Consider the following 25,372-nt stretch of genomic DNA (forward strand, 5'->3'; position numbering starts at 1 on the left):
CGAACGGGGCCGCCGCGAAAAGTTCCCTGTCCGGACCCGCGCCGGTCGTTCACCCCTTCACGCAGAGGACCTGCCGGAGCTCGGCGACGATCTCCACGAGATCGCGCTGGTCTTCCATGACGCGCTCGATCGGCTTGTAGGCGGAGGGGATCTCGTCGAGGACGCCACCATCCTTGCGGCACTCGACCCCGGCCGTCTGCGCGGCCAGATCGCCGACCGTGAAGCGCCGCTTCGCCTCGCCGCGGCTCATCCTGCGCCCCGCGCCGTGCGAGGCGCTCTCGAACGCCTCGGGGTTGCCGAGGCCGCGGACGATGTACGAGCGCGTGCCCATCGAGCCGGGGATGATGCCGAGCTCGCCCTTGCCTGCTCGGATCGCGCCTTTGCGCGTCACCAGCACCTCTTCGCCGAAATGACACTCTTCTGCCACGTAATTGTGATGGCAGTAGATGGCGTCCTGGATCGCGAGCTCGGGGAAGTGCCGGCGGAGGACGCCCTCGGCGAGGTGGAACATGGCCTCGCGGTTCGTCCGCGCGTACCGCTGCGCCCAGAAGAGGTCGTGCCGGTAGGCCTTCATCTCCGGGGTGCCGGCGAGGAACACCGCGAGATCGCGATCGGGCAGGTCGCGGTTGTGGGCGAGCTTCTTCGCCGTGGCGATGTGGATCTCGGCGAGCTCCTTGCCGATGTTGCGAGAGCCGGAGTGGAGCATCAGCCACACGTCGCCGTCCGTGTCGAGGCAGAGCTCGATGAAGTGGTTGCCGCCCCCCAGCGTGCCGAGCTGACAGCGCGCCCGCGCGAACAGCCCCTGGACCTTCGGGCTCAGGCTCGCGAACTCGTCCCAGAGCGGGAGGCGCTCGAACCCCTCCGGCGGGGCGTCGTGGGCGGCGAACCCGACGGGGATCGCCCGCTCGATGTCGCTGCGGATCCGCCGGAGGTCGTCGGGCAGATCGGCCGCGGTGAGGTTCGTGCGGAGCGCGCCCATCCCGCAGCCGATGTCGACGCCGACGGCGGCCGGCGCGACCGCGTCCCGCATCGCGATGACCGAGCCGACGGTCGCGCCCTTGCCGAAGTGGACGTCGGGCATGGCGGCGACGTGGTGGAACACCCAGGGCAGGGCGCTGATGTTCCGCAGCTGCTCCAGCGCGATCGACTCGACCTCGTCCGGCCGGGTCCACAGCTTGATGTCCACGTTCTTGCCCTTGATCTGCGCGGGTCCCATGCGGGCAGAATAGCGCGGGGCGCATGCAGGCGAATAGCGAGGGCGCATGCGGCCGAATCGCGAGGCGCGCGTGCGGGCGCATCGCGAGGCGCGCGGCTACCCCGTTCGGCCTTGCGGGACCTCTGGGTTCTTGATACGCGTCGAATCGCCGCTTCGGGGTCCTTGTCCATGCCGTCTGCTCGCGTGCTCTCCATCGCAACCCTGGCGGCCTTCGCCGCTCTGTCGTGTGGGGTCACGAGCGGTTGTGACGGCCGCAAGCCGAGCGAGGACCCCGCGGCCGGGAAGCTCGCCGCTGCACCTTCCGCGACGGCCAGCGCCGCGGAAGGTGCGGAAGGTGGACAGCGCGCCCTTCCCCCGGGCGACGACCGCTTCGCGGCCCAGATCGCGGCGAACCTGCCCCGGGTGCCCGACCCGGTGATCCAGCCGCCGGAGAACGGGGGCGCGGGCGCCGAGCTCGACAACGGCGCCTTCCGCGATCGCGCCGTCGCCTTCGTCCGTCAGGTGGCGGCGGGCGGTGACAAGGTGACGTGCGATCTCGCCCTCTCGTCCAAACGCCCCTTCCGCGCCGTCGTGATGGGCTTTCGGGAGGGGAAGCAGATCGCCCGCGGGGAGGCGTCGGACGCGGGGCTCTGCGTCGCGCTGAAGGACGCCGCGCGCAGGGCCGTGGCCGCGGCGGGCGGCGCGCGCGAGGCGCTCGCGGGCGCGCGGCTGGTCGTGGAGCTGCCGGCTCATCACGAGTCGATGGTGGAGAGCGTCGAGCGCCCGGGGAAGGGCGTCGAGCTCGTCGAGGGGCTCGTGCCGGTCCGCGCCCTCGACAAGGCCCTCCTCGCGCGGCGCATCGAGGACGGCAAAGGCTATCTCTTGCGCGTCATCGATCCGCGGCACAAGGGGGTTCACAAGTACTACCACGCCCCCGCGGACCGGTTCGAGCGCGAGTTGCACACGATCTACACCGCGTCTACGGCGCTGACGCTGCTCAAGCTGCACGCCTACAAGCCCGACGAGCGCCTGCTCCGCCTGGCGACGGAGGCCGCCGGCTTCATGATGGGCATGCAGAGCCGCGAGGCGCGCGATCGCACGGCCGGCGGCTTCTTCTACGCGTTCGACCTGGAGCGCGAGCGGCCCGAGCGCCGGCTGGTCGTCGGCACGGCGTCGAAGTCGATCTTCACGCTCCTCGAGCTCCACGGCGTCACGAAGGACAAGAGGTACCTCGAGTCCGCCGTGCTCGCGGCCGAGTGGCTGATCTCGATGCAGCGGCCGGACGGCAGCGTGCGCTCGGCCCTGATCGGGCAGGAGGGCGGAGCGTGGAAGGTCCAGGGCAAAGACTCGACGCTCTACACGGGGCAGGTCCTCTCCGCCCTGTCGCGCACCTACCGGGCCACGAAGAACAAGAAGTACCTCGACGCCGCGGCCCGGACCGCGGACTACCTGCTCGCCAGGATCGCAGAGAAAGGGTGTTTCCTCGGCGACGACTACAGGAAGCCCAACCCGATCTCGAGCTCGTGGGCGGTCCAGTCGCTCCTCGACTTCGCCAAGGCCGGCGGCGACCAGCGCGTCGAGCAGACCGTCTTCCGCTGCGCCGACGACCTCGTGAAGCGGCAGTGGCGCAGGCCCGAGGACGCCTACCGCTACGGCCGCTGGCAGCGGTCGCTGTCGAGCAGCGGGAGCGGCTGGCTCGCCGAGGTGATGTCGGAGGTGTACCACCACTGCCGGAAGAAGGGCACCGAGGGCTGCGATCGGTACAAGGATGCGGTGGTCGCCGCGATCCGGTTGCTCTTGCAGTACACGTACGGTCCGGAGAGCTCGTTCGTTGTGAAGAACCCGCAGGCGGCCGCCGGCGGGGTGTTCTGGAGCGTCAGGGATCGCTACGTGCGCACCGACTCGGTGTGCCACGCGATGAACGCGTACCTCAACATGATAGGCGAGCTCGGCGACGGCCCGCTGCTCACGCTGCCCGAGCGGCCCCTCGCCGAGCGGATGGCGCTCTCCGCGGAGGCGGCGGGCGCGGGGCTCCCCGAGGACGAGGGCGAGGAGGCCGCCGCGGGGCAGTCCGGGCCGAAGGGCGACGACGCGGACGACTGAAGAGAGCGCGCGCAGACGGGGATGGCGTCGCCGGAGGGCGCGCGGCCGCGGCCCGGCGTCGCTTCGCCGAGCGGGGCGCCCGAGAGCCGGAGAGCCGGCGGACCGCGCCTTCGGCGCGATCGAGAGGCGAGAGCACAGTGGCATGGATGATTTGACGTTGTTCCAGGAGAACCGCGCATGGCTCAGGTGAAGATCTACGGAATCAAGGAGAAGCTCAATCCGGTGAAGGAGGCCCTGTCGAGGGTGATCCACGCCTGCGTCATGGAGGCGCTGCAGATGCCGCAGGACAAGCGGGCGCATCGCTTCTTCCCGATGGAGAGCGAGGACATGCTGGCGCCGGGCGGGCGCACAGACGCCTATACGATCATCGAGATATCGATGATCACCGGGCGCAGCGTGGAGACGAAGAAGAAGCTCGTGCGGCTGCTGTTCGACAAGATCCGGGATGAGGTGGGGATCGACCACCAGGACATCGAGATATGCATCTCGGAGTCGCCGCCCCACGACTGGGGGTTTCGCGGGATGCACGGCGACGAGGTCAAGCTGAACTACAAGATCAACCTCTAGGTCCGGGCGCTCGCGGGCTTCCCCGCGCGGCAGCGCGGGCCGGGCGCCGGTGCGGATCCGGCGGTCAGCGGGGCAGCACGGCCACGATGCGCAGCGGCCCGCCGGAGCCGGCGCGGATCTTCATCGGGAGCGCGATGACGAGCGCGCCCCGCGGAGGCAGCGACTCCATCGAGGCGACGTTCTCGAACGCGGGGATATCCGCCCCGAGCAGCACCCGATGGGTGATGAAATCCTTCGACGGGCCGTTGTCGATGCTCGCCGTATCGATGCCGACCGCGCCCACGTTCCGCGCGACGAGCGCCCGCGCGGCGTCCTCGCCGATGCCGGGGAAGTGCAGCGCCTCGGCGTGGCCAGGTCGATCGTCGCCGAGATACCTCTTCTTGTCAGGCCAGCGCGCGCCCCAGCCCGTCCGGATCAGCACGATGGTGCGCGGCTCGATGGCGCCGTGCGCCCGCTCGAACGCCTCGATGTCCGCCAGGTTCACGAGGTAGTCGCTGTCCCTGGCCGCGGCGGCCGACACGTCCACCACCACCGCGGGGCCGACGAGGCGCGACAGGGGCACGGCGTCTGCGGTCGTTTTGCCCTCGGCGAAGTGGATGGGCGCGTCGAGGTGCGTGCCGCCATGCTCCGGCGCGCAGAGCGTGTATGCGGAGTAGAAGTAGCCGCCCTCGGTCTTGCCGTGGTGCACCGTCTCGTGGGCAAAGCCGGTCGTCGCCGTGGGCCAGTAAATGGTCTTGTCGTCGAAGGGATAGGTCAGGTCGACGAGCCGCGCGCCCTCGGGCAGGCGGACGGCGCTCGCGCCGGCGCCGGCAGAGGTGTCGCCCCGCGCTCCGGCCTGCTCCGCCGCGCAGCCCGCCGAGTGCGCGGCGAGCAAGATAACCGTCGAGATCAACGTTCGCATCGAGCCCCTCCTGGCCGGCCATGCTACCGGCCGCGTGAGATGATCCTGTCACCGGCCTCGCGCCGGGGCATCGATCCTGACCTCGCTCGCCGGTCCGTCGCCTGACGCGCGTTCAGCGCGCCGGCGCGGCGGCGGCGACCTGGTCGCCGGCCGCTCGGCGGGCCGCGAACCGGTTCTCCGGCCGGGGGAGCCCGTAGTGGTCCCGCAGCGTCGTGCCCTCGTACTCCGTACGGAACAGGCCGCGCCGCTGCAGGATGGGCACCACGTGCTCCGCGAACGCCTCCAGGCCGGAGGGGAGCAGCGGCGGCATCACGTTGAAGCCGTCCGCTGCCCCCTGCGTGAACCACTCCTCGATCGTCTCCGCCACCTGCTCCGGTGTACCGGTGAACGTGCGGTGTCCGCGGCCGCCCCCGAGGCGCGAGAGCAGCTGCCGCACGGTGAGGTTCTCCCGTCGCGCGAGGTCGGTGACGAGCGCGAAGCGGCTCTGCATCCCCCGCACCGCCGTCACGTCGACGACGGGAGGAAGCGGCCTGTCCAGGTCCGATTCCGTCAGCTCGACGCCGATCAGGCCGGACAGCTGCTTCAGGCCGTAGGCGGGCACCTGGAGCTCGGCCAGCTCGTTCTCGCGCCGGCGGGCCTCCTCCTCGGTGCCGCCCAGGACTGGCACGATCCCCGGGAGGATCTTCACGAGCGCCGGCCTCCGTCCATACGCGGCGACCCTCCGCTTGAGGTCCGCGTAGAACGCCTGCCCCTCGGCCAGCGTCTGCTGCGCGGTGAACACCGCCTCGGCGTACTGGGCGGCGAACTCCCTGCCGTCCTCCGAGGAGCCGGCCTGGACGAGGAGCGGGTGACCCTGCGGCGTGCGCGGCACGTTGAGCGGACCGCGCACGCGGAAGAACCGGCCCTCATGGTCGATGCGGTGGATCTTGTCGCCGTCCGCGAAGCGCCCTTTTTCCCTGTCGCCGATCAGGAAGTCGTCTTCCCAGCTGTCCCACAGCTGGAGGCACACGTCGACGAACTCGGCCGCGCGCTCGTACCGGTGCCGGTGCTCCGGCACCTCGTCCAGCCCGAAGTTCTGGGCCGCGTCGCTGCCCGCGGTGGTGACGATGTTCCACCCGGCGCGGCCCCCGCTGATGTGGTCTATCGTGGCGAAGCGGCGGGCCAGGTTGTAAGGCTCGTTGTAGGTGGTCGAGGCCGTCGCCACGAGCCCGATCCGCTCGGTCACCACGGCCAACGCCGGCAGCAGCGCCGTCGGGTCGAGCCGACCCACGGGCCGGTACCGGATGTCGCCCTGCAGCGCCGGGCCGTCGCCGAAGAAGATCGAGTCGAACTTCGCCCGCTCGGCGACGCGGGCGAGGTGCTGGTAGTGCGCCACGTCCCACGTGCCGGTCAGGTTGCTCTCCGGGTACCGCCACGCCGACTCGTGGTGTCCTATCGTCATCAGGAACGCGTTGAGGTGCAGCTTGCCGGGTCGGTGGGGCACGGTCACGGGATACTCCTTCTCAAGCTCGGGGGCGCGCGGGCGGCTTGATGGAGGGGCGGCCGACGGCGCGATGCATGAAGCGGCGGACGGCGGGCGATAGGCAACTCCAATGCCGCCGCTCCGCTCGGCGTATGGCGGCGGCCGCGGGTCGGCGCGCCCGCTGGCAGGACGCGTGGAGCTTCGATGCGCACGGAACGCTGCTGGTGCGCTGCTGCGGCAGCAGCAACCGGTGGCGATCCGCTGCTCCCGGAGCACCCGACAGGCCGGCCATCCCCGCCGGCGGCGGTCAGCCGCTCCGGCGGGGCGCCCGCTTCTTGGCTCCGGCGCGCGGCGAGCTCCTGGACTCGCTCGGTCGCGGCGCCGCTTCGAGCTCCGCTTCAAGTCCCTTGAGGATGAGCTCCAGCCCGTACCGGAACCGCGCGTCCGTGTCGGCGCTCAGGAGGTGCGGGAGCGCCGCCGCGAGGTGCGGGTAAGCTCCTCGCTCCACCGCCTCGCGGAAGAGCGCTGGATCGGCCTTGCCGCGGTCCGCTCCCGGGCGGACCACCAGGGCCTGCTCCTCGAGGGCGAAGCCGATCACGTAGTACACGATCGACCAGCACCCCCACGCCGCGGCGCGCGGGGAGAGACCGGCGTCGCTCAGCGCGCCGATCAGCACCTCCGAGACCCGCAGCGTGTTGTCCTGCGCGACGTAGGTCCCCGCGAACACCCGCGCCCCGTCGCGGTGCGCGAGGAGCGCCCGGCGGAGCCGCTCGCCCATGTCCGCCGCGCGCTCCATCCCCGAGAGCGCTACCGGCACGCTCTCCGCGCAGCCCGCCAGCATGGCCTCCGCCATCGCGTCGAGCAGCTCCTCCTTGTTCTTGATGTGCCAGTAGAGCGTCGCCGCCTGGACCTCCAGCTCCTGCCCGAGCCGGCGCATCGTCAGCGCATCGAGCCCGACGTCGTTCAGGAGACGCAGCGCCGTCGCGACGACCTGCTCACGTCGTAGCCGCATCGCCGGTCCTTCCCTCGTTCGTACCCGGAAGTCGAAGCACGGCCTTGACTCTAACATCGTTCAATTTACTCTAACGTTGTTAGAGTCGGGGGCGTGGAGGTTTCAATGTCGGTGCAAAATGATGTCGTGGTGGTTGGCGGTGGTCCGGTAGGGATGTTGCTGGCTTCGGAGCTCGCGCTCGCGAAGGTCCGGGTCCGCGTGCTGGAGCAGCGGCGGACGCGCACCGAGCAATCGCGCGCGCTCACGGTGCACCCGAGGAGCCTGGAGATCCTCGATCAGCGCGGGATCGTGGACCGCTTCCAGCGCCGGGGTGTGCCGATGCCGGCAGGGCACTTCGCGTGGCTCGACACCTCGCTCGACTTCTCGCGCCTCGACACGCGGCACCCGTACACGCTGTGGCTGGCCCAGGCCCAGACGGAGGCGCTCCTGGAGGAGCGGGCCCGGGAGCTGGGCGCCGAGATCCAGCGCGGTTATTCGGTCGTCGAGGTCACGGAGAGCGAAGGCGAGGTCGCCTTGCGGGTCGAAGGCCCCGAGGGGCAGGTCGAGGAGCGCGCGCGTTACGTGGTGGGGTGCGACGGAGCGAGGAGCGCCGTGCGGCGCTCGAGCGGCATCGGGTTTCCGGGCACGGAGACGACAGTGACGGCCATCCTGGGCGATGTGGAGCTCGACGAGCCTCCGGCCAGGCCGTTCAGGCACACGTGCTCGCGCGGCTCCGTGCTGGCGGCCCCGCTTCCACCCGGCGATCACGAGGGCGTCTATCGCTTCGTCGTGTTCGACCCGGAGCGGGCTCATGTGCCCACGTCCGAGCCGGTCACGCTCGGGGAGCTCGAGAGCGGCGTCGCGAGGATCGTCGGGAGGGGCTTCGGGATGCGCGATCCGCGGTGGCTGTCGCGCTTCGGCAATGCGACGCGGGTCGCCGAGCGGTACCGGCGTGGGCGGGTCCTGCTCGCGGGCGACGCGGCGCACATCCACTTTCCCGCCGGCGGCCAGGGGCTCAACGTCGGACTGCAAGACGCGATGAACCTCGGATGGAAGCTCGCTGCCGAGGTGAACGGCTGGGCGCCGCCCCGCCTCCTGGACAGCTATCATGACGAGCGCCACCCCGTGGGCCTGGCCGTGGGGCGCAACACGGAGGTTCAAACGAAGCTCGGCGACGTCTCGGAGGCGGGGCTGGCGCTCCGAAAGATGATGAGCGACTTGCTCGCCATGGAGCCCGTCAATCGGCGGATCTCCGAGCTCGTGAGCGCGCTGGATGTCGCGTATCCGCCCGGCGACACGGCGGCGGCCCACCCCTGGGTCGGCAGGCGGGCGCCCGATCGCGCGCTCGTGACGGACCGCGGCGCCGCGCGGCTGTACGAGCTGCTCCCCACGGGCCGGTTCGTCCTGCTCGACCTCACCGGTGCGGTCGATCTCCGGGAGGCAGGCGCGGCGTGGAGCGATCGCGTCGACGTCGTCCGCGCGACGGCCGCGCCGGAGAGCGATCTCGCCGCCCTCGATGCGCTCCTGGTGAGGCCGGACGGGCACGTCGCGTGGGCGAGCGACGCCGCCCGACGGGCGACGTGCCTCGCCGATCTGAGGGGCGCGCTCGAGTCCTGGTGCGGGCCCGCGTGAGGCCGCGAGGGCGCGCTCACACCTTCGGAAGAGGTGGAGAAGGTGGCGCACCGACGCCCGTTCGCGCGTTCAGCCCGCACGCTCCTGGATTCGGTCTGGCGCGCCCCGACGCGAAGCGCTAGCGTCTGGCCAGGGTGCGCAGGGGCGCCCTCCCCGCCGGAAAGAAGCCTTTCACCCTGCGACGCGACGACCGCGAGTCACCTCGCACCGTCATGACCACGTCGACATCCTCGGGCCGAGGGAGCGGGTAGCGGCCGATTCGAGAGGAGACGTCCATGATGGATCCCGTTCGCGAGCTGAAGACCCGCGCTGAGCTGCTGCACAAGCAGCTCGCGTCGAACGACGTCAAGGCGCTTTTGCGCCTGCGCGCGCTGCCCGAGCTCGGGCGCGCCGACGAGGCCGCGCTCGCCGCGGCCGTCGCCGGCATCCGCCGGAAGCACTGCCTCGCGGTGGTCGCGCGCGAGTGCGGCTTCTCGAGCTGGGAGCGCGCGCGCCTCGCCCTCGCGGGAGAGCCCGGAGCGCCCGAGCTCGGGACGCTGCTCTACGGCCGGGATGGCGGCGTGCTGCACCACTGGTTCGCGACCTACGAGGAGGCGCGCGCCCACGTCGAGGCGCTGCCGGAGGCGTCGCCCGGCTATCTCCTCGCGTACAAACACCACTTCTTCGTCGCCGATCGCGCGTTCGTCGCGTCGCTCGGGCTCGATCCCGACGACCCGGACTGGCAGGCGATCGGGTGGGACTGGGCACGGCCTGCCGATGTCGCCGCGCGGAGCCGCCTCTACGCAAAGCGGCTCGCCTCGATGCGGGGGTGGGCATGAGCGCCCCGGAGCTGCACCCGGACGTCACCGCCGCGCTCGAGGCCGCGTTCCCGGGGCGCCCGGTCCAGGACGTGACCTCGCTCTCCGGCGGGTTCTCCGGCGCCGCGCTGATCGCGTTCGTCGTCGACGGCGCGCCCTACGTCGCGAAGCGCTTCGCGCTCGATCCGAGCGATCCGGAGCGCGCCGCGCGCGAGAGCGCGTGCATGCGCGTCGCGTCCGAGCGCGGCGTCGCGCCGCGCCTGCACCACGCGGACGCGCGGACGGGCGTGACGATCATGGACCGCATCGCGGGGACGCCGCTCCGCCCGACGAGCGATCCGATGCAGATCGAGCGGGTCGCGGCGGCGTTGCGGCGGCTCCACGACGGTCCGCCGTTCCCGCGCGGCCCGTCGCGCATGGACTTCCTGCGCTTTCTCGACGCGCAGTGCGCCGCGCTCGCAGGCGTGGGCCTGCCAGCCGAGCTCGTGCGCACCATCGCCGAGCTGGAGCGTGTGAGCGCGCCCCACGCGCACGCGGCCGCGTGTCATCGCGACCTCAACCCGAACAACGTGCTCGTGGCGGCCGAGCGCGTGTACTTCGTCGACTGGACCCACGCGGGCGCGGGAGATCCGTTCATCGATCTCGCGCAGCTCGGGGTCTTTGCGTACCCGCGGCCTGAGCAGCGGGAGGCGCTGCTCGAGGCGTACCTCGGGAGGCCCGCGAACGACGGCGAGCGCGAGCGAGCGCGCCTGGCGCGCGCCATCGCCCTCGCCTTCTACGCTGCGAGCTTCTTCTTCGGGGCTGCGCGCCTCGGCGGGCCGCCTCCCGAAGACGACGTGTCCCGCCCGCTCGCCGAGGTCCTCGCCGCGTTCGGCGCCGCGCCGGAGCGAACGCACCCCGGCGTCGTCGCCGCCGCCTTCCTGCGCGAGGTGCGGCGGGAAGCCCGGGCGCTCGACGTCCTGCGCGGCTTGCCATGACGCCACGCTGGAGGCCTGGGGCGCGAGCCCGCGGCAAGGATCGCGACCCACCTCGATGATCTCCAGCGAGCTCAGCGGGCGGCGTGACGTTGCCAGTCGGGACGCGACCGGGCGGCTGTGCAGAACGACAGCAGCACATTCAGGGAGACTCGGGGTCCCCCTGTGGGGACTCCTTGTCTTTCTCGGTGAAGTCCTCTCGAGCGGCCTGAGCCCGAGGTGCGCGGCAAGCGCGCGCTGGCGCTGAAGGAACCATGACATTTCTACGTTCGCGCCAACCAGGGCTGGCAGTGAGGCAAGGTCCGTTGGGCGGAGGTGCGCGGGATTGCGATGATTGCGCCCGGTGGTTCGCGCAGATAGCGTGGGTGCATGGGGAGCTGGGAGAAGGTCCAGGCCGCGGCCGCGACGCTCGGCCTCGCCGCACGGGACCGCGAGGCGAGGGGCCTCGTGGCGGGGCGCCTCGTCTCCGTGGAGATCAGCTGGACCCAACGGCAAGCGCACGTCCTCGTCCACGGCTGGCTCCAGCCGCCCCTCGATCTCGGCCTCGAGATGCACCGTCGGGACGTGGCGCTGGGGTTCGTGAACGCGGTCGCGACCGGCAGCGACGATCTCGACAGCGAGTTCTCGATCGCGGCTGACGATCCCTCCCGGACAGGGGATCTCTTCACCGTGGCGCTCCGAGAGCACCTCGTCGCGCTGCACCGCGCGTCCTACGACGTCCGGATCCACGATGGCGGCTGTACGCTCTCCGAGCCGTACAGCTTCGGCATGGACGAGGCGTGGATCGTGCGCGCCGCCCACAGCGCCGCGCAGATCGTCGAGCTCCTCGACGGCGCGCGCGCTGGCCTCCGCGCCGCCGCGTCGCTCGCCGGACACGCCGAGGCGCTCCGCGCGCTCGCCGCGGCGCGCGGCCTCGCCTTCGCGAGCGCGCCGCTCTCAGTCACGGGCCGCATCGAGGGGGGCCCGATCGAGATCGGCTCGGAGCGCGCGGCGCGCGATCGCCACCGGGTCATCGCGCGGGCGAGCTTCGAGACCGAGCTCGGCCTTGGCCTCGCCGTCCGGCGTGAACGGCTCCTCGACGGCCTCGTCACGATGCTGGGCGGGCAGGACATCGTCGTTGACGACGAGGCGTTCGATCGTCGCTTCCTCGTGCGCGTGGATCCGCGGCAGACCGACCGAGCCCCCGAGCTGCTCGACCCTGGCGCCCGTAGGGCCCTCCTCGCCCTCGACGATCGCGCTGGCCCCGTCGCCATCGACGATCGCGGCGTGACCGTGGGACCGATCGCCTCCTCGATCGCGCCGGAGACGATGGTGTGGGCCATCGACACGCTCGACGAGGTGCGCGCAAGGGTCCAGCGCAACCTCCTGCGCGGCACCGGGGGCGGGCCCTACCGCTAGCGATGGTCAGGCGCGGGGCGCACGCCGTGATCCGGTGCGCCCAAAGCCAGCACGGCAGGCGCGGCGGTCGCCGTCCTCGACGACGCGCAGGGCGCATTGCGAGTACGCATCTCGATTTCTCTCTCCGGATCATCGCCCGCGCCAGGGCCTGTTTGCCGCGATTTGCTGTGCCTGCCTCGGGACCGACGGCCTCCGCGTGAACTGCAGAGTCCGCCATTTGCGTGGAGGAGCCGTGCTTGACGCCGTGAGCGGCAGGTCTGCATAATCGCGCCCATGAGCTACATCGACGGCTTTGTCACTCCTGTGCCCACGGACAAAAAGGCAGCTTATCGCGAGGCCTGCGTGAAGGCCGCGGAGGTCTTCAAGGAGTATGGTGCGACGCGCGTCGTCGAGTGCTGGGGCGACGACGTGCCCGACGGCAAGATCACCGACTTCAAGGGCGCGGTGAAGGCCGAGGCAGGCGAGACCATCGTGTTCTCCTGGATCGTGTGGCCATCGAAGGAGGTGCGCGACCAGGCGGGCGCGAAGATGAAGGACGACCCGCGCATGCAGATGACGGAGAATCCACCTTTCGACCCCAAGCGCATGATCTGGGGCGGGTTCGCTGTCCTCTTCGACTCGAGCGGAGAGGAGCGTTAGGCGAGCACAAGGGCCAACGAGATCACGCCGCACCTCTGGTATGCGGAGGCGGCCCGGTTCCCCGAGGCGATGCTCAACATGGGGGACCTGGACAGCACCGGCTTCAAGGCCGCGCACGAAGCGCGCTGAACGCTGGCGCAGGGCGCCCCGCTTGATCCCCCGCACGAGCACGAGCGGCCGGCCTCGACGGCTGCAACCTTGTCTCACCCCTCGGTAGCGCACGCGTGTGCCGGTCGAGCGCCACGTACCGCGCTTCTTTGATATACAGACCAGGACGGAACCGAGGGTACGGATGAACGGTGATGTGGATTACACGGCTGTCGTTGCCGAGAACCAGCAGCTGAAGCAGCGCATCCGGGAGCTGGAGGAGGCCGAGGAGGCGCGGGATAGCCTCGAGGCGGCGCTGCGCCAGAGCGAGGAGCATGCGCGCGTCTTTGTCACCTACAGCCCGGCTGCGGTGGCCATGTTCGATAACGACATGCGCTACATCCTGGCCAGTCACCGCTGGCGGGAAGATTTCGGCATGAAGGAGCGGGATATCATCGGCCGGTGCCATTACGATCTCTTCCCCGAGATCCCCGAGCACTGGAGGGCGATCCACCGGCGCTGCCTCGCAGGAGCCACGGAATCGAATGATGAGGAGCCCTTCCCGCGGGCCGACGGGAGCGTCGACTGGGTGCGCTGGAAGATCTTTCCCTGGTACAAGTCGATCGGCGAGATCGGCGGGATCATGCTGTTCACGGAGGTGATCACCGACCGGAAGCGGCTCGAGGATACGCTCCGGCTTCAGGCGAGGACGCTCCTGGAGCTGTCGACGCCCATCGTTCCCATCAGCCAGGGCGTCCTCGTGCTGCCGCTCGTGGGCGTGCTGGACGCGGCGCGGGCGCAGCAGATGATGGAGAACCTGCTGAGCAAGGTGGTCGAGCGGCAGGCGCGGGTGGCGATCATCGACGTCACCGGCGTGCCGCACATCGACACGGCCTCGGCGAGCGCCCTCCTGCAGGTGGCGCGGGCGGTCCGGCTGCTCGGGGCGCAGGTCGTCCTGACGGGGATCCGGCCGGAGGTGTCCCAGGCCATCGTCCACCTCGACATCGATCTCGCCGGCATCATGACCCGCCGCGACCTGCAGAGCGCGATCTCGTTCGCGACCGGGATGAGCCTGGCATCCGCGTCGCCGTCCAAGCCATGACGCACCTTGCCCGAGGGCTGCTGCTGCAGAAGCACCCGGGCAGCACCCGCCTGCTGCTCCAGCAGCACGGGGTTGTCTGATATAACGGATCCACGTCTTTTGAAGCGGACATAAGCCTGGTACGCCGCATGCAGAATGCAGAACGCAACCCGCAGCGGCGCAACGAGCGTCGAGCTTCTTTCCTGACAGAGTGCGCGGCGTGTGCCGCGCGCGGCCAGTTTCCTTCGCTGCCGGGAGGCGTCGGGGCCATCGAGCCCTCTCTGAATTCTCCCCCGGGGCGGCGCGCTGGAGCGCGAGCGCGCGGTCACAAGGCCGAGCGCATCTGCGGTGCTTCCGCCCGACCTGCTCTGCTGGCCACGGTGAAGGCTTGGTCCGCGCAATGCAATGCGTCAGGACGAGTGTTGACCTGAAGAGAGCCATGAAAGATCCAGTGATCGCGCCCCGCGCGGTCTCATCCATTCTCGTGAGCACGATCCTGACGAACGCCCTCCCGGGCGCGCCAGGCGTCGTGTGGCGTCGACTCGCGACGCGCTCCGAGCTCTGCGCGCAGGCGCTCTCCTGGCGCTCGCAGCGGCTCGCGCCCCGCCGGATCGGCGCTGACGTCGAGCGATGGACCGCCACGCGCTGTAGGGGCGCCGCGCTCGCGGCGCTCTAGCTCGAAGGCCTCTCACATTCTCAGCACAGGAGCGGGCGCCTGGTCGGCGCGCGGCCTCGTGCGCCCTGGGCGCGGCTGCCCGGCGCCGATGGCCGCCGCGTGACCGCGCGATCGCGCCATGGAGTCATCGTCATGAGCGTCTCATCCTCTCACCTCTCGCTGAAAGACGGCAAGAAGACCTCTCGCTCGCGGGTGGTGCGCGACAAGCTCGATTACCCGGTGATCGACACCGATCTGCACACGATCGAGTTCGCCCCGATCCTCGAGGATTACATCGCGAAGTACGGCGGCGCGAAGTCCGTCGACGAGTTCCGCGACGCGATCAACCGGGGCTTCGGCTACCTGAGCAACGAGTGGTACGAGCTCACGCCCGAGCAGCGCGCGGCGCAGCGCTCGGTCCGCCCGCCGTGGTGGGCGCTGCCGACGAAGAACACCCTCGATCTCGCCACGGTGTCGCTGCCCAGCCTGCTGCACGAGCGGCTCGGCGAGTCGGGGACGGACTACGCGGTTCTTTTCCCGAACGTCTCCACGTTCGCCACCCACGTCGGCAAGGAGGATCTGCGCCGGGTGCTCATCCGCGCGGTCAATGCCTATCACGCCGACGTGTACCGGCCGTACGCCGACCGCCTCACGCCTGTCGCGGCCATCCCGCTGCACACGCCGCAGGAGGGCGTCGAAGAGCTCGAGTTCGCCGTGCGTGAGCTCGGCCTCAAGGTCGCCCTCATCCCGGGCAACCTCCGGCGGCCGATCCGGTCGGTGGCCGAGAAGTACCCGTCGCGGCACCACCCGGACGTCGCGCGGCACGCGAACTGGCTCGACACGTTCGGCGTGGACAGCGAGCACAACTACGACCCGTTCTGGGCCAAGGCGGTCGAGCTCAGGACGGTGCTGACCACCCACTCCGCCGGGATGGGGTGGACCAGCCGCAGCTCGGTCTCGAGCTACATGTACAATCACATCGGCCACTTCGCCTCCGCCTCCGAGGCGCTCGCGAAGTCGCTCTTCTTCAGCGGCGTGACCCGCCGGTTCCCCGATCTCCGCGTCGGCTTCCTCGAGGGAGGGGCGGCGTGGGGCGCGACGCTGTTCGCGGATCTGGTGGGACACTGGGAGAAGCGCAACGGCAGGGCGGTCCAGAACTACAACCCCGATCTGATCGACGCGAAGCTGCTGTACGCGCTGTACCAGCAGTACGGCGGAGAGGAGGTCGCGGCGCGGCTCGGCGACATCAACGCTGTCCTCGGCGGGGCGCTCGGCGTCTCGAACAACTCGCGGAGGCAGCCGCAGGACGCGGGCGCGCTCGACGACTTCGCGGCGGCGGGCATCGAGCGGATCGAGGACATCCGGGACCGGTACGTGCCGAACTTCTACTTCGGCTCGGAGGCGGACGACCCCACGATCGCGTACGCGTTCAACACGAAGGTCAACCCGCTCGGCGTGCAGCTCAACGCCTTCTGGGCGTCGGACAGCGGCCACTGGGACGTGCCGGATCTGACCGAGGTCCTCGCGGACACCTGGAGCCTCGTCGAGCGCGGGGCGCTCACGGAGGCGAACTTCCGCGATCTCGTGTTCACCCATCCCTACAACTTCTTTGCCGGCAAGAACCCCGGCTTCTTCGCCGGGACCGCGGTCGAGCAGAAGCTGCGGAAGAGCAAGGCGGCCTGAACGTGGAGCGCCGGGGCGGGGCGACGGAAGCGGCCCCGCCCGACGGTAACTGTGAATCAACGAACCCCTCTGGATCCATTCATGCGTTTGCTCGACCGCTCAAGAACCGCCCTCTCATCGATCCTCGCGACGACGACCATCGTCCTTTGCGTGACGCAGGCGAGTGCGCAGAACCCGCCCGGCAGAACCCAGGGTGAGCGTCCTGTACCTGCGCCCGGTGGTGCGGCCCCCGCGCCTGCCGGCGTGGCCCCCGGCGCCGCGGCGCCTGTGCCCGCTGGCGCGGCGCCTGCGCCTGCTGGCGCGGCTCCGACGCCCGCGGGCGCGACGCCTGCTGGCGCGGCCCCCGCCGCGCCGGGCGCCGCGGCCGCCGCCCCGGCTGCTCCCGGCGCGCCGCCCCCCGGCACCCCGCCCGCGGGCGACGCGGCCGCGGAGGCCTTCGTCGAGCCCGATCCCAACGCCGTCACGCGCGACGACCTGCAAGGGCTCGTCACCGACCTCGAGAACTTCAAGTTCCAGTGGCAGCGAGAGCGCGACCTCCACACCGCCCTCTCGACCCGCTCCCTCCTCGTCGGCGGCGTCATCCAGGCGCGCATCGGATGGACGGAGCAGCCGGTGAACACGGCGACCTCGAACGATCGCAAGGTGACGTTCGACACGGGCGCCGCGACCCTCACGTTCAATGGCATCCTCTACAAGGACTACGAGGAAGGCCGCAACCTGACCTACTCGGTGCGCTTCGGCGCCTCGCCCCAGCAGGCGAGCAACAACAGCTTCCTCAACCTGCTGGACGCGCAGCTGGCGTACTCCGTGCTCCCCACCCTCGCCCCCGAGGACTGGGTCCTTCAGGTCACCCTGGGCCAGCAGCTCCTGCCGTTCGGGCTGGAGGTCCCCGCGAGCGAGGAGCTGAAGCCGGTGATCACCAACGCGCAGTTCACGACGAAGCTCGGGCTGAACCGGCGCGACCTCGGGCTCATCGTCCGCGGCGACATCCTGCCGCAGGTGGACTACGGCTACAACTACCGGGCGCCCATCCTCGCCTACGCGATCGGCATCGTCAACGGGAGCGGGCCGAACACGACCGACGACAACAGCGAGAAGGACATCATCGGCCGCCTCGCGTTCACCGTGCCGTCCGACTACAACTCCATCCTCCGCCAGATCACGCTCGGCGGGAGCGCGTACATCGGCTGGCAGAACACGTTCCTCAAGGACGAGAAGAAGACGCTGTCCGGAAAGGGCGTCAAGCGCCGCTTCGGCGGCGATATCTACTACAACCACTATCCGATCGGCGTCACCTACGAGTTCATCTACGGCCAGGACGACGCGACGCTCGGGACGACGGCAGAGGACCCTCGGAAGACGAGGCAAACCAGCCTGTCGCACGTGGCGACCTTCTTCTACAACTGGGGCGAGCAGTTCCTGAGGGGCTACCGCAACCAGGGCCGCTACGACGACTGGTGGCCGAAGACCTACCAGCCGTTCCTCCGCGTCGACCTCTTCGACCCGAGCACCGAGGTGAAAGAGAACCGGGTCGACGTCTACACGCTCGGCTTCAACGTCTTCTTCGCGGAGACGACGAAGTTCCAGCTCAACCTCAACCGTCGAGACGACCGCACGAGCACAGAGGGGGCCACGCACGAAATCCTAGCCCAGCTCCAAGGCGGCTTCTGAGGAGCGATGCTCGCCCGCTTCGGATACGGGCCCACCTCGACGTCTTCGGTGCTCGGCGTACCGGAGTACGCCTGCGCGCCGAAGACGCCGATCTGGGCCCGTCTCCTGTGCGGGCGAGCATCGCTCGGCGACGCGTGGCAATGAATTCAGTGAGGAAAAATATGAGACGAGCTTTGATTTTTGTGCAGATGTTGGTGGCGGCGATTTTGACGTTGTCTGCGCATGTGGCGCGGGCGGACGCGCCTAGCGTCATCCGGGTGGCGTTCGCGGGGGTGGGGATCGGGAACCGGCCGTTCGTCGGCGGTAGCAGCTTGAGCGTGGTGCACGCGCGGGGGCTCCTGGAGGAGGAGTTCAAGAAGGACAACATCAAGATCGAGTGGTCCTTCTTCAAGGGCGCCGGGCCCGCCGTCAACGAGGCGTACGCGAACCACCTGCTCGATTTCGCGCTCCAGGGAGACCTGCCGTCGAGCATCGGGAGGGCAGGGGGGCTCAAGACGAAGCTCCTCGCGGGGGTGTCGACGAGGCAGCACACCTACCTGGCCGTCCCGGCGGACTCGTCGATCGCGTCGCTCGCGGACCTCAAGGGGAAGAAGGTCGCCCTCTTCAAGGGCACGAACCTGCAGCTCGCCGTCAACAAGATCCTCGCGGGCAGCGGCTTGTCGGAGCGCGATCTCCGGATCCTCAACATGGACTCCGCGACCGCGAAGGCGGCGCTGGCGACCAGGGACATCGACGCCGCCTTCGGCGGATACGACCTCCTCACGCTCCAGGATCAAGGGGTCGCCAAGATCGTCTACTCGACGAAGAACGACTCGCCGGCCTACCTGCGGCACGCCCACCTGATCGTCACCGAGGACTTCGCGAACAAGTATCCGGACATCACGAAGCGCGTCGTCAAGGTCGTCGTGCAGGCCGCCCACTGGATCGCGCAGAACGAGGCCAACCCGGCGCCGATCTACCAGCTCTGGTCCAAGTCGGGGGTGCCGTACTCGAACTTCAAGGCGGACCAGACGGGCGACTCGCTCAAGGTGCGCGCGAGCCCCCTGTTCGATGAATACCTGATCTCCCGCTACAAGGCGGCCGTCGTCGACGCGAAGCGGTTCGGCCTGATCAGGAACACGTTCGACGTCGACTCCTGGATCGATCTGCGGTTCCTGAACGCGGCGCTGAAGGAGCTGAACCTCGAGGGCTACTGGCCCGAGTTCGACGTGAACGGGAAGGTCAAGCACCCCGGGAGGTCATGAGAGGAGCGCGCGGCGAAGGGGCCCAGCGCAGGGCAGGGCGGAACGCCACGAGAGAAAGGCAACCAAGATGACGCAGCAGGGAATTCAAGAAAGCCAGACCCAGGCCGCCTACAAGCTCGAGGCGCCCGACGTGGCGCTGCCCGCGGGCCGCGCCTCCCGGCTCCTGTCGCGGCGGGTGGGCAACGTCGCCGTGGGGCTCGTCTTCCCGGCGGCGCTCCTCCTCGCGTGGAGCTACGCCTCGCAGCGCGAGCTGATCCCGGCGCAGATCCTGCCGGCGCCAGGGCTCGTCCTGCAGACGCTGACCGAGCTCGCGAGCTCGGGCGATCTGCACACGAACATCGCCGTCAGCCTCGGCCGCGTCCTCGGCGGCTTCGCCGCGGGCGGCGCGGCGGGCCTCGCGCTCGGCATCGCCATGGGGCTCTCGCGGCGGATCGAGGAGCACGTCCACCCGCTCTTCAAGGCGCTCTCGCAGGTCCCCGCCCTCGCGTGGCTTCCGCTGGTCATGATGGTGGCGGGGATCGGCGAGTCGCTCAAGCTGATCCTCATCGCGCAGGCGAGCCTCATCCCGGTGGCGATCAACACGTTCCAGGGCATCAAGAACGTGCCGAGATCGTACATCGAGGTGGCCCGGGTCTTCCGGTTCAGCCATGCTCAGCTGCTCCGGAAGGTCGTGCTCCCCGCCGCGGTGCCGTCCATCGCCGTCGGCATCCGTTACGGCCTGACGCAAGCGTGGCTGTCGCTCGTCACGGTCGAGCTCCTGGCGTCCTCCGAGGGCGTCGGATTCCTGATCGTCTGGGGCCGCCAGCTGTTCCAGCTCGACGTGGTGCTCGCGGCGATCCTCGTCGTGGGGATCGTCGGGCTCGTGCTCGACAAGGGGCTCGAGGCGATCGAGGCCCGCCTCCTCCGCTGGCGGCGGGCGGCCCTGTAACATCTCACCGGAACCTTACCGGAGATCGAACGATGAGCGCCATCACCCATGCTCTGATCCAGCCGCGGCTGCGGCGCGGCCTGGTCCTGCCCGTCCTGCTGTTCGTCGCGTGGCTCGTGGTCTGCCGCTACGAGCTCGCCAACACCCGCATCCTGGTGCCGCCGCTCGCGGTCTGGGAGGCCGCGAGGGCGCTTCATGAGAGCGGCGAGCTCTGGGGCCACCTGAGCGCCAGCCTCGTCCGGGATCTCCTTGGGCTCGCGCTGGGCGTCGTGGCGGGCGGCGCCGTCGGCGGCCTCCTCGCCGTCTCGCGCTCCGCCGACAAGCTGTTCTCACCGAGCTTCCACGCCGCGAAGCAGGTCGCGCTGTTCGCGTGGATCCCGCTCATGTCGGTGTGGCTCGGCGTCGGCGAGCAGGCGAAGGTCGCCTTCATCGCGCTCTCCGCCTTCTACCCGGTCGTCGTGAACACCTATGAAGGCGTGCGGAGCGTCGGTGTCGAGCACATCGAGGTGGCGCGGGTGCTCCGCTTCTCGCGGTGGCAGATCCTCCGCAAGGTCATCCTGCCGTCCGCCGCGCCGTCGCTCTTCGCGGGCGTGCACCAGGGGCTCATCTACGCGTGGCTCGGCACGCTCGGGGCCGAGTACCTGCTCGAGCCCGCCCCCGGGATCGGCAGCTTGATGGTGGACGGGCGCGAGCGCTTCGCCATGGATGTCGTGCTGGTCGGGCTCATCGTGTCCGGCCTCGTGGGCTTCGGCCTGAACGCGCTGGCCAAGGCGGCGGAAGACCGCCTGTTGCGATGGCGTGTCCGCGGCGTGTGAACGTGGTCAACGTCGTCAACGTCTTCAACGTTTGATTCCGTCTGCTTCGTCTGCTTCGAGGAGGAACTCATGGGCTCGCCTGGAGTCATCAACATTCGCGACGTCAGCAAGAAGTACGTGGTCAAGGACAAGCCGCTGGAGGTCCTCCGCGGGATCGGCCTGACCATTCACCCCGGCGAGTTCATCAGCGTCGTGGGCACGAGCGGTTGCGGGAAGTCGACGCTCCTCCGGCTCCTCGTCGGGCTGGACGGCGACTACGAGGGCGACATCCTCGTCGGCGGCGCGCGCGTCGAGGGGACGAGCCTCGATCGGGGCATCGTCTTCCAGGAGCACCGGCTCTTCCCCTGGCTCACCATCGAGCAGAACGTCGCGCTCGGGCTCGAGAGCTCGGCGTGGACGCAGGCCGACAAGGCCCGCGCTGTCGACGAGCACCTCGAGCTCGTGGGCCTGTCGGCGTTCAAGCGGGCCTACCCGCACCAGCTCTCCGGCGGGATGGCCCAGCGGGCGGCGATCGCGCGAGGGCTCGTCAACCGGCCGGGCATCCTGCTGCTCGACGAGCCGTTCGGCGCGCTCGACGCGCTGACCCGCGCGAAGCTGCAGCAGGAGCTCCAGCGCATCTGGCAGGAGGAGCAGATCACGATGATCCTCGTCACGCACGACGTCGAGGAGGCCGTGTTCCTCGGCGATCGCGTCGTCGTGCTCGAACCGCGGCCCGGGAGGATCAAGCGCGTCGTCCCCGTCAGCGCGCCGCGCCCGAGGTCCCGCACCGACCACGAGATCAAGGCCCTCGTCGACGAGGTGCGCGGCTATCTCCTCGAGGCGTAGCGCGACGGATCGAGGCGCAGCGTGACGGAAGGCCAGAAGCCATCCGAGACAACCGGTGGGGTCGCGCCAGAGAAAGATCTCTGGCGCATGGCAGGTGCATCCGTTATAATGGATGAACCGTCCGCTATCATGGTGAGTGAAGCCCGATGACGATGCCATTGCTCACGCTTCCCAACACGAGCTCGTTGGCCCTTTCCGTGCGCGCCAAGGCGCTTGTCTTCGAGGATCCGCGCTCGCAGGCGATCCTCGAGCGGATCCGGCAGCTCTCCCCGAGCGACGCGACGTTGCTCGTGACGGGGGAGACCGGCACGGGCAAGGAGATCGTGGCCCGTCACATCCACACGCTGAGCCACCGGCGGGGGCGGCCCTTCGTGGCGGTCAACTGCGGCGCCTGGTCGGAGTCCCTCGTCGAGAGCGAGCTGTTCGGCCACGAGAAGGGCGCCTTCACGGGGGCGACGACCTCGAAGGCCGGGTGGTTCGAGGCCGCGGACGGCGGAACGCTGTTCCTCGACGAGATCGGGGATCTGTCGCTGCCGCTCCAGGTCAAGCTGCTCCGCGTGCTGCAGGAGCGCGAGGTGGTGCGGCTCGGCTCGCGCCAGCCGATCCCGATCGACGTGCGGCTCATCGCGGCGACCAACGTGAACCTGGAGGAGGCGGTGATCGCGCGGAAGTTCCGCGAGGATCTCTTCTACCGGCTCAACGTGGCGACGCTGTCGCTCCCGCCGCTGCGCGAGCGGCCGGGCGACATCCTCCCGCTGGCGCGCTACTTCATCGAGCTCTACACGCACCGGCTCGGCTCGGGGCCGGCCGTGCTCACGGCGGAGGCGACGGCGCGGCTCCTCGGGCACCCTTGGCCCGGGAACATCCGGGAGCTCGAGAACGCGATGCACCACGCGCTCCTTGTCTGCAAAGGCCAGGAGATCACCCCGGCGGATCTGCGCCTGACGGCGCTCCAGCCGAAGGCGGGGGCGAGCATTCCTCCGCCGGAGCAGGGGGCGACGGACGCGGTGTCCCAGGTGAGGCCGACGCCGCAGGCGACGGCGCTGGAGGGCGCGCTGCTCGCGCTGTTCGAGCAGAACCTGCCGAACCTGCACGAGCAGATCGAGGAGACGATCATCCGGACGGCGTACCGCTACTGCGATCGCAACCAGCTCCAGACGGCGAGGCTGCTCGGCATCAGCAGGAACATCGTGCGCGCGCGGCTCGCGCAGTTCGGAGAGCTGGCGCGCTACCGGGCGTCGCGCGGCGGGGCGGCGGCCGCGGCGTTCGGGCGAGGAGAGGCGAGCTCCGCGTCGCGCGCCCCGGGGACGACCTGAGCGGGCGCTGGGCGAGCGCGTCAGGTCGGCTGTGCGGGGTGCGGCGGGCGCGGTGAGGCGAGCGATGCCGGCGGGGGCGGCTCAGGAGCGCGATGGGGAGGTCGGCCGGGGGCGACCTGGCGTGCGGGGGCGAGCCCTCGCGGCCGGGGTTTTGATCCCGAGGGCCTCTCGCACCGTCGTGGCCGTGGCCGCCTGCGCGATCCACCGATCGAGCTTCGCCGTGTCGGCGCAGGCCCGGATGCGCGCCTCTTCGTCCTGCAAGGGGGAGAGCCCGCGCGCCCGCAGCAGCGTGATCAGCGCGTCTTGACGGCCCTTGGCCTCGCCCTCGGCCCGGCCCTCGGCCCGGCCCTTGGCCTCGCCCTCGGCCCGGCCCTTCTTCCGCCCCTGCGCTTCGAGGAAAAGGCGGAGCTTCCGGGCAGCGGGTGTCTCCGGGATCTTGTCGGGGTTCATCGAGGCCTCCCTGAGGAGCTCCAGCATTCGCTCGCTGAGCACGGAGAGGATCGCACGCTGCTGGGCCCGTCGCAACGCGCGCGGGAGCCGCTCGGTCAGCTCGAACGCGCGCTCGACGACGGCGCGCGCCCCAGGCCCATGGCGGTGCTGCATGGCCCAGGCCGCGAAGAGCGCCAGCTCCGGGTGGCGCTCGTCGAGCAGCGCCTTGCCCTCGGCGTGGCCGAGGTGGAGCACGACCGGCTTGAGCTGGAGCAACGTCCCGAGGCGCGTCCGCGCGCACGCCACGCGCTCGGCCCAGCGGGCGACGGCGCGGCGCGCGGTGATGACGATCACGTCGCCGAGCGCGCCAGTCTGACTGAAGAGCAGGCTGGCCGCGAGGGGCCATCGGCGGCGCTTGGCCGGTCGACGCTGCGCTGGAGCTCGACCAGGACCCAGCGGCGCCGGCCGCCATGAAGGACGAGATCGAGCCGCAGCTCCGCCGGCTTCACGAAGCGGAGCGTGGCGTCGGCGGGCCTGAGGCGCCGCGGCAGCTGCACGCCGGTGAGCTTGGAGACGAGCGCGCCGAGCAACCCCGGCTGCTCGCGCAATGCGACGATCAAAACCTCGTGCGGTGTGCTCGGCACGGCGCGTGACTACGCCGAAACGGTGTTAAGCGGCCAAGTTCTGCTCGCCTCGCGTGCGCACCTCACAGCAGCGCGTCGCAGGCACGCAGAAATCCAAATGGCTGCGTCGATCGACGCGGAATGAACCAATTCTTCAACGCCACGCCTGCGTCGCCGGACGCGCAACGCTTGATTGAAGATGCGCTTGTGACATCGACCAGGCGCTTCGCGTCGCCCGCGCTTCTCGGCTCCCCGCTCCCCAGCTCCGCTCCCTCCAGGGCCCGCGGCGCGCGCTCAAGCGTGGCTCGCGCGCGTGGAGGGCTGCCCGGCCTTGGTCTCGATCCAGCGCTCCAGATCGGCGCGCGAGGTCACGCCGCTGCGGCGATCGAGCTCTCGCCCTCCGTTGAAGAGCACGAAGGTGGGCACCCCCTGGATGCGCCGGCGCCCGGCCTCCGCCGGATCGGCGTCGGTGTCGACCTTGAGGACCAGCACCTTGCCCGCATTCCTGCGGCCGAGCTCGTCGAGGGTCGGCGCGACGACACGGCACGGGCCGCACCAGGTGGCCCAGTAGTCGACAAGGACGGGGACAGGAGAGCTCGCTATCGCCTGTTCGAGCGCGGCCCCGTCCACCGGCTGCGGAGCGCCCGTCGTGTCGAGGTGGGCCTTGCAGCGGCCACAGACCGGCCGATCCTTGATCCTCTGGTCCGCAACCCGGTTGATCGAGCCGCAACGGCCGCAACGGTAGATAGCCATGCTCCTTCTCCTCGCCGCCGCGTGCCGCGGCATTGCGAGCAACTTGGGTCCGGCGTACGCCTTGGCAACCAGCGGGGCGTGGGCCGCGCGGCGGACGTGGCGGACGCGGCGGTCGGCGAGCGGGCTACCGCGGCGGGGCTTCGCAGGCCCGTCGCGTCACCTCGTGGCGGTAGTCGAACATCCGCTCCAGCTTGCGCCGGACGAAGCGACCGCCGCCGAGCCGGCCGAGCACGCCGAGCGGGAGCTCGTACTCCACGCGGTCCGTGAGGTAGCAGCCGCCCGAGCCGTCGGGGTCCATTCGGTGCGTGTGCACCCAGCGCTTGAACGGCCCGCTGCGCTGCGTGTCCTGGAACATCCGGCCCCGCTCGTACTGCGTGTGCTCCGCGACCCAGCGCAGCAGGACGGGGCCGACGCGCGTCTCGACGACCACGCGCGCGCCGACGAGGATGCCGCCGGTCTTCTCCAGCACGCGCGCGTGCTCCCAGGGGGGCGTGAGGCGCTCGAGGGCGTCAGGCTCCTCGTGGAAGGCGAAGACCCGCTCGGGGGGCGCGGCGATGCGCGTGCGCTTCTCGAAGGTGGGCATGCGCGAGCATGGATCGCATC

Annotated in this window: 24 protein-coding genes; 16 read left to right on the forward strand and 8 right to left on the reverse strand. The window is 70.3% G+C overall.

From position 1 onward, the window contains the following. Positions 1 to 49: 49 nt before the first annotated feature. On the reverse strand, positions 50 to 1,216 hold the full coding sequence (locus POL72_RS34125) for an RtcB family protein (protein ID WP_272100968.1): 1,167 nt from the start codon (positions 1,214 to 1,216) through the stop codon (positions 50 to 52). Between the two features lie 168 nt (positions 1,217 to 1,384). Between POL72_RS34125 and POL72_RS34130 the strand changes: the two genes are divergently transcribed. Together POL72_RS34130 and POL72_RS34135 are read left to right on the forward strand one after the other, a co-directional pair. Then, a complete protein-coding gene (locus POL72_RS34130; protein WP_272100969.1) occupies positions 1,385 to 3,298 on the forward strand; it encodes a glycoside hydrolase family protein in 1,914 nt (637 codons plus the stop codon). Between the two features lie 177 nt (positions 3,299 to 3,475). Beyond that, on the forward strand, positions 3,476 to 3,865 hold the full coding sequence (locus POL72_RS34135) for a tautomerase family protein (protein WP_272100970.1): 390 nt from the start codon (positions 3,476 to 3,478) through the stop codon (positions 3,863 to 3,865). Between the two features lie 64 nt (positions 3,866 to 3,929). Here POL72_RS34135 and POL72_RS34140 read toward each other — a convergent pair whose 3' ends face one another. From POL72_RS34140 to POL72_RS34150, 3 genes are all read right to left on the reverse strand, one after another. Then, the gene (locus POL72_RS34140; RefSeq protein ID WP_272100971.1) at positions 3,930 to 4,766 is read right to left on the reverse strand and encodes a cyclase family protein; all 837 of its coding nucleotides are present in this window, start codon (positions 4,764 to 4,766) and stop codon (positions 3,930 to 3,932) included. Between the two features lie 112 nt (positions 4,767 to 4,878). After that, a complete protein-coding gene (locus POL72_RS34145) occupies positions 4,879 to 6,255 on the reverse strand; it encodes an LLM class flavin-dependent oxidoreductase (protein WP_308738138.1) in 1,377 nt (458 codons plus the stop codon). A 280-nt stretch (positions 6,256 to 6,535) separates the two neighbouring features. Beyond that, the gene (locus POL72_RS34150; RefSeq protein WP_272100972.1) at positions 6,536 to 7,240 is read right to left on the reverse strand and encodes a TetR/AcrR family transcriptional regulator C-terminal domain-containing protein; all 705 of its coding nucleotides are present in this window, start codon (positions 7,238 to 7,240) and stop codon (positions 6,536 to 6,538) included. A gap of 105 nt (positions 7,241 to 7,345) precedes the next feature. Here POL72_RS34150 and POL72_RS34155 point away from each other — a divergent pair, with 105 nt between their 5' ends. From POL72_RS34155 to POL72_RS34220, 14 genes are all read left to right on the forward strand, one after another. Further along, the gene (locus tag POL72_RS34155; protein WP_272100973.1) at positions 7,346 to 8,851 is read left to right on the forward strand and encodes an FAD-dependent monooxygenase; all 1,506 of its coding nucleotides are present in this window, start codon (positions 7,346 to 7,348) and stop codon (positions 8,849 to 8,851) included. A 275-nt stretch (positions 8,852 to 9,126) separates the two neighbouring features. After that, entirely contained in the window at positions 9,127 to 9,669 is a 543-nt protein-coding gene (locus POL72_RS34160; RefSeq protein ID WP_272100974.1) for a hypothetical protein, read from the forward strand. Beyond that, positions 9,666 to 10,625, forward strand: coding sequence for a phosphotransferase (locus tag POL72_RS34165; RefSeq protein ID WP_272100975.1), 960 nt, complete (start codon positions 9,666 to 9,668; stop codon positions 10,623 to 10,625). The genes POL72_RS34160 and POL72_RS34165 overlap by 4 nt, the downstream gene beginning before the upstream one ends. A 366-nt stretch (positions 10,626 to 10,991) precedes the next feature. Then, positions 10,992 to 12,020 carry a hypothetical protein gene (locus POL72_RS34170; protein ID WP_272100976.1) on the forward strand — a complete coding sequence of 343 codons (1,029 nt, stop codon included), beginning with the start codon at positions 10,992 to 10,994 and terminating at the stop codon, positions 12,018 to 12,020. A gap of 273 nt (positions 12,021 to 12,293) precedes the next feature. Next, positions 12,294 to 12,659, forward strand: coding sequence for a DUF1428 domain-containing protein (locus tag POL72_RS34175; RefSeq protein WP_272100977.1), 366 nt, complete (start codon positions 12,294 to 12,296; stop codon positions 12,657 to 12,659). A 292-nt stretch (positions 12,660 to 12,951) separates the two neighbouring features. Beyond that, positions 12,952 to 13,848 carry an STAS domain-containing protein gene (locus POL72_RS34180; RefSeq protein ID WP_272100978.1) on the forward strand — a complete coding sequence of 299 codons (897 nt, stop codon included), beginning with the start codon at positions 12,952 to 12,954 and terminating at the stop codon, positions 13,846 to 13,848. 418 nt (positions 13,849 to 14,266) lie between these two features. Beyond that, positions 14,267 to 14,503, forward strand: a complete 237-nt coding sequence (locus POL72_RS34185) for a hypothetical protein (RefSeq protein WP_272100979.1) — start codon at positions 14,267 to 14,269, stop codon at positions 14,501 to 14,503. A gap of 132 nt (positions 14,504 to 14,635) precedes the next feature. Continuing rightward, on the forward strand, positions 14,636 to 16,165 hold the full coding sequence (locus tag POL72_RS34190; protein WP_272100980.1) for an amidohydrolase family protein: 1,530 nt from the start codon (positions 14,636 to 14,638) through the stop codon (positions 16,163 to 16,165). Between the two features lie 243 nt (positions 16,166 to 16,408). Next, positions 16,409 to 17,836, forward strand: a complete 1,428-nt coding sequence (locus POL72_RS34195; protein ID WP_272100981.1) for a porin — start codon at positions 16,409 to 16,411, stop codon at positions 17,834 to 17,836. A gap of 206 nt (positions 17,837 to 18,042) precedes the next feature. Continuing rightward, positions 18,043 to 19,080, forward strand: a complete 1,038-nt coding sequence (locus POL72_RS34200) for an ABC transporter substrate-binding protein (RefSeq protein WP_272100982.1) — start codon at positions 18,043 to 18,045, stop codon at positions 19,078 to 19,080. Positions 19,081 to 19,147: 67 nt separating this feature from the next. Beyond that, entirely contained in the window at positions 19,148 to 20,008 is an 861-nt protein-coding gene (locus POL72_RS34205; RefSeq protein WP_272100983.1) for an ABC transporter permease, read from the forward strand. A 32-nt stretch (positions 20,009 to 20,040) separates the two neighbouring features. Beyond that, a complete protein-coding gene (locus tag POL72_RS34210; protein WP_272100984.1) occupies positions 20,041 to 20,823 on the forward strand; it encodes an ABC transporter permease in 783 nt (260 codons plus the stop codon). Between the two features lie 69 nt (positions 20,824 to 20,892). After that, positions 20,893 to 21,648: an ABC transporter ATP-binding protein gene (locus POL72_RS34215; protein WP_272100985.1), complete on the forward strand. Its 756-nt coding sequence runs from the start codon at positions 20,893 to 20,895 to the stop codon at positions 21,646 to 21,648. A gap of 146 nt (positions 21,649 to 21,794) precedes the next feature. After that, a complete protein-coding gene (locus tag POL72_RS34220; protein WP_272100986.1) occupies positions 21,795 to 22,964 on the forward strand; it encodes a sigma-54 interaction domain-containing protein in 1,170 nt (389 codons plus the stop codon). A gap of 81 nt (positions 22,965 to 23,045) precedes the next feature. Here POL72_RS34220 and POL72_RS34225 read toward each other — a convergent pair whose 3' ends face one another. The 4 genes from POL72_RS34225 to POL72_RS34240 all read right to left on the reverse strand — a co-directional run bounded on the left by POL72_RS34225 (position 23,046) and on the right by POL72_RS34240 (position 25,352). Then, the gene (locus POL72_RS34225; protein WP_272100987.1) at positions 23,046 to 23,747 is read right to left on the reverse strand and encodes an RpnC/YadD family protein; all 702 of its coding nucleotides are present in this window, start codon (positions 23,745 to 23,747) and stop codon (positions 23,046 to 23,048) included. Further along, positions 23,744 to 24,013 carry a hypothetical protein gene (locus POL72_RS34230; RefSeq protein WP_272100988.1) on the reverse strand — a complete coding sequence of 90 codons (270 nt, stop codon included), beginning with the start codon at positions 24,011 to 24,013 and terminating at the stop codon, positions 23,744 to 23,746. Before POL72_RS34230 ends, POL72_RS34225 begins: the two co-directional genes overlap by 4 nt. 297 nt (positions 24,014 to 24,310) lie before the next feature. Further along, complete coding sequence (gene trxA, locus POL72_RS34235) at positions 24,311 to 24,769, reverse strand: thioredoxin (RefSeq protein ID WP_272100989.1); 459 nt, start codon at positions 24,767 to 24,769, stop codon at positions 24,311 to 24,313. A 124-nt stretch (positions 24,770 to 24,893) separates the two neighbouring features. Then, positions 24,894 to 25,352 (reverse strand): SRPBCC family protein, encoded by a 459-nt coding sequence (locus tag POL72_RS34240; RefSeq protein ID WP_272100990.1) that lies wholly within the window; start codon positions 25,350 to 25,352, stop codon positions 24,894 to 24,896. Positions 25,353 to 25,372: the final 20 nt, after the last annotated feature.

It is taken from the genome of Sorangium aterium, assembly GCF_028368935.1.
GTDB lineage: Bacteria > Myxococcota_A > Polyangia > Polyangiales > Polyangiaceae > Sorangium > Sorangium atrum.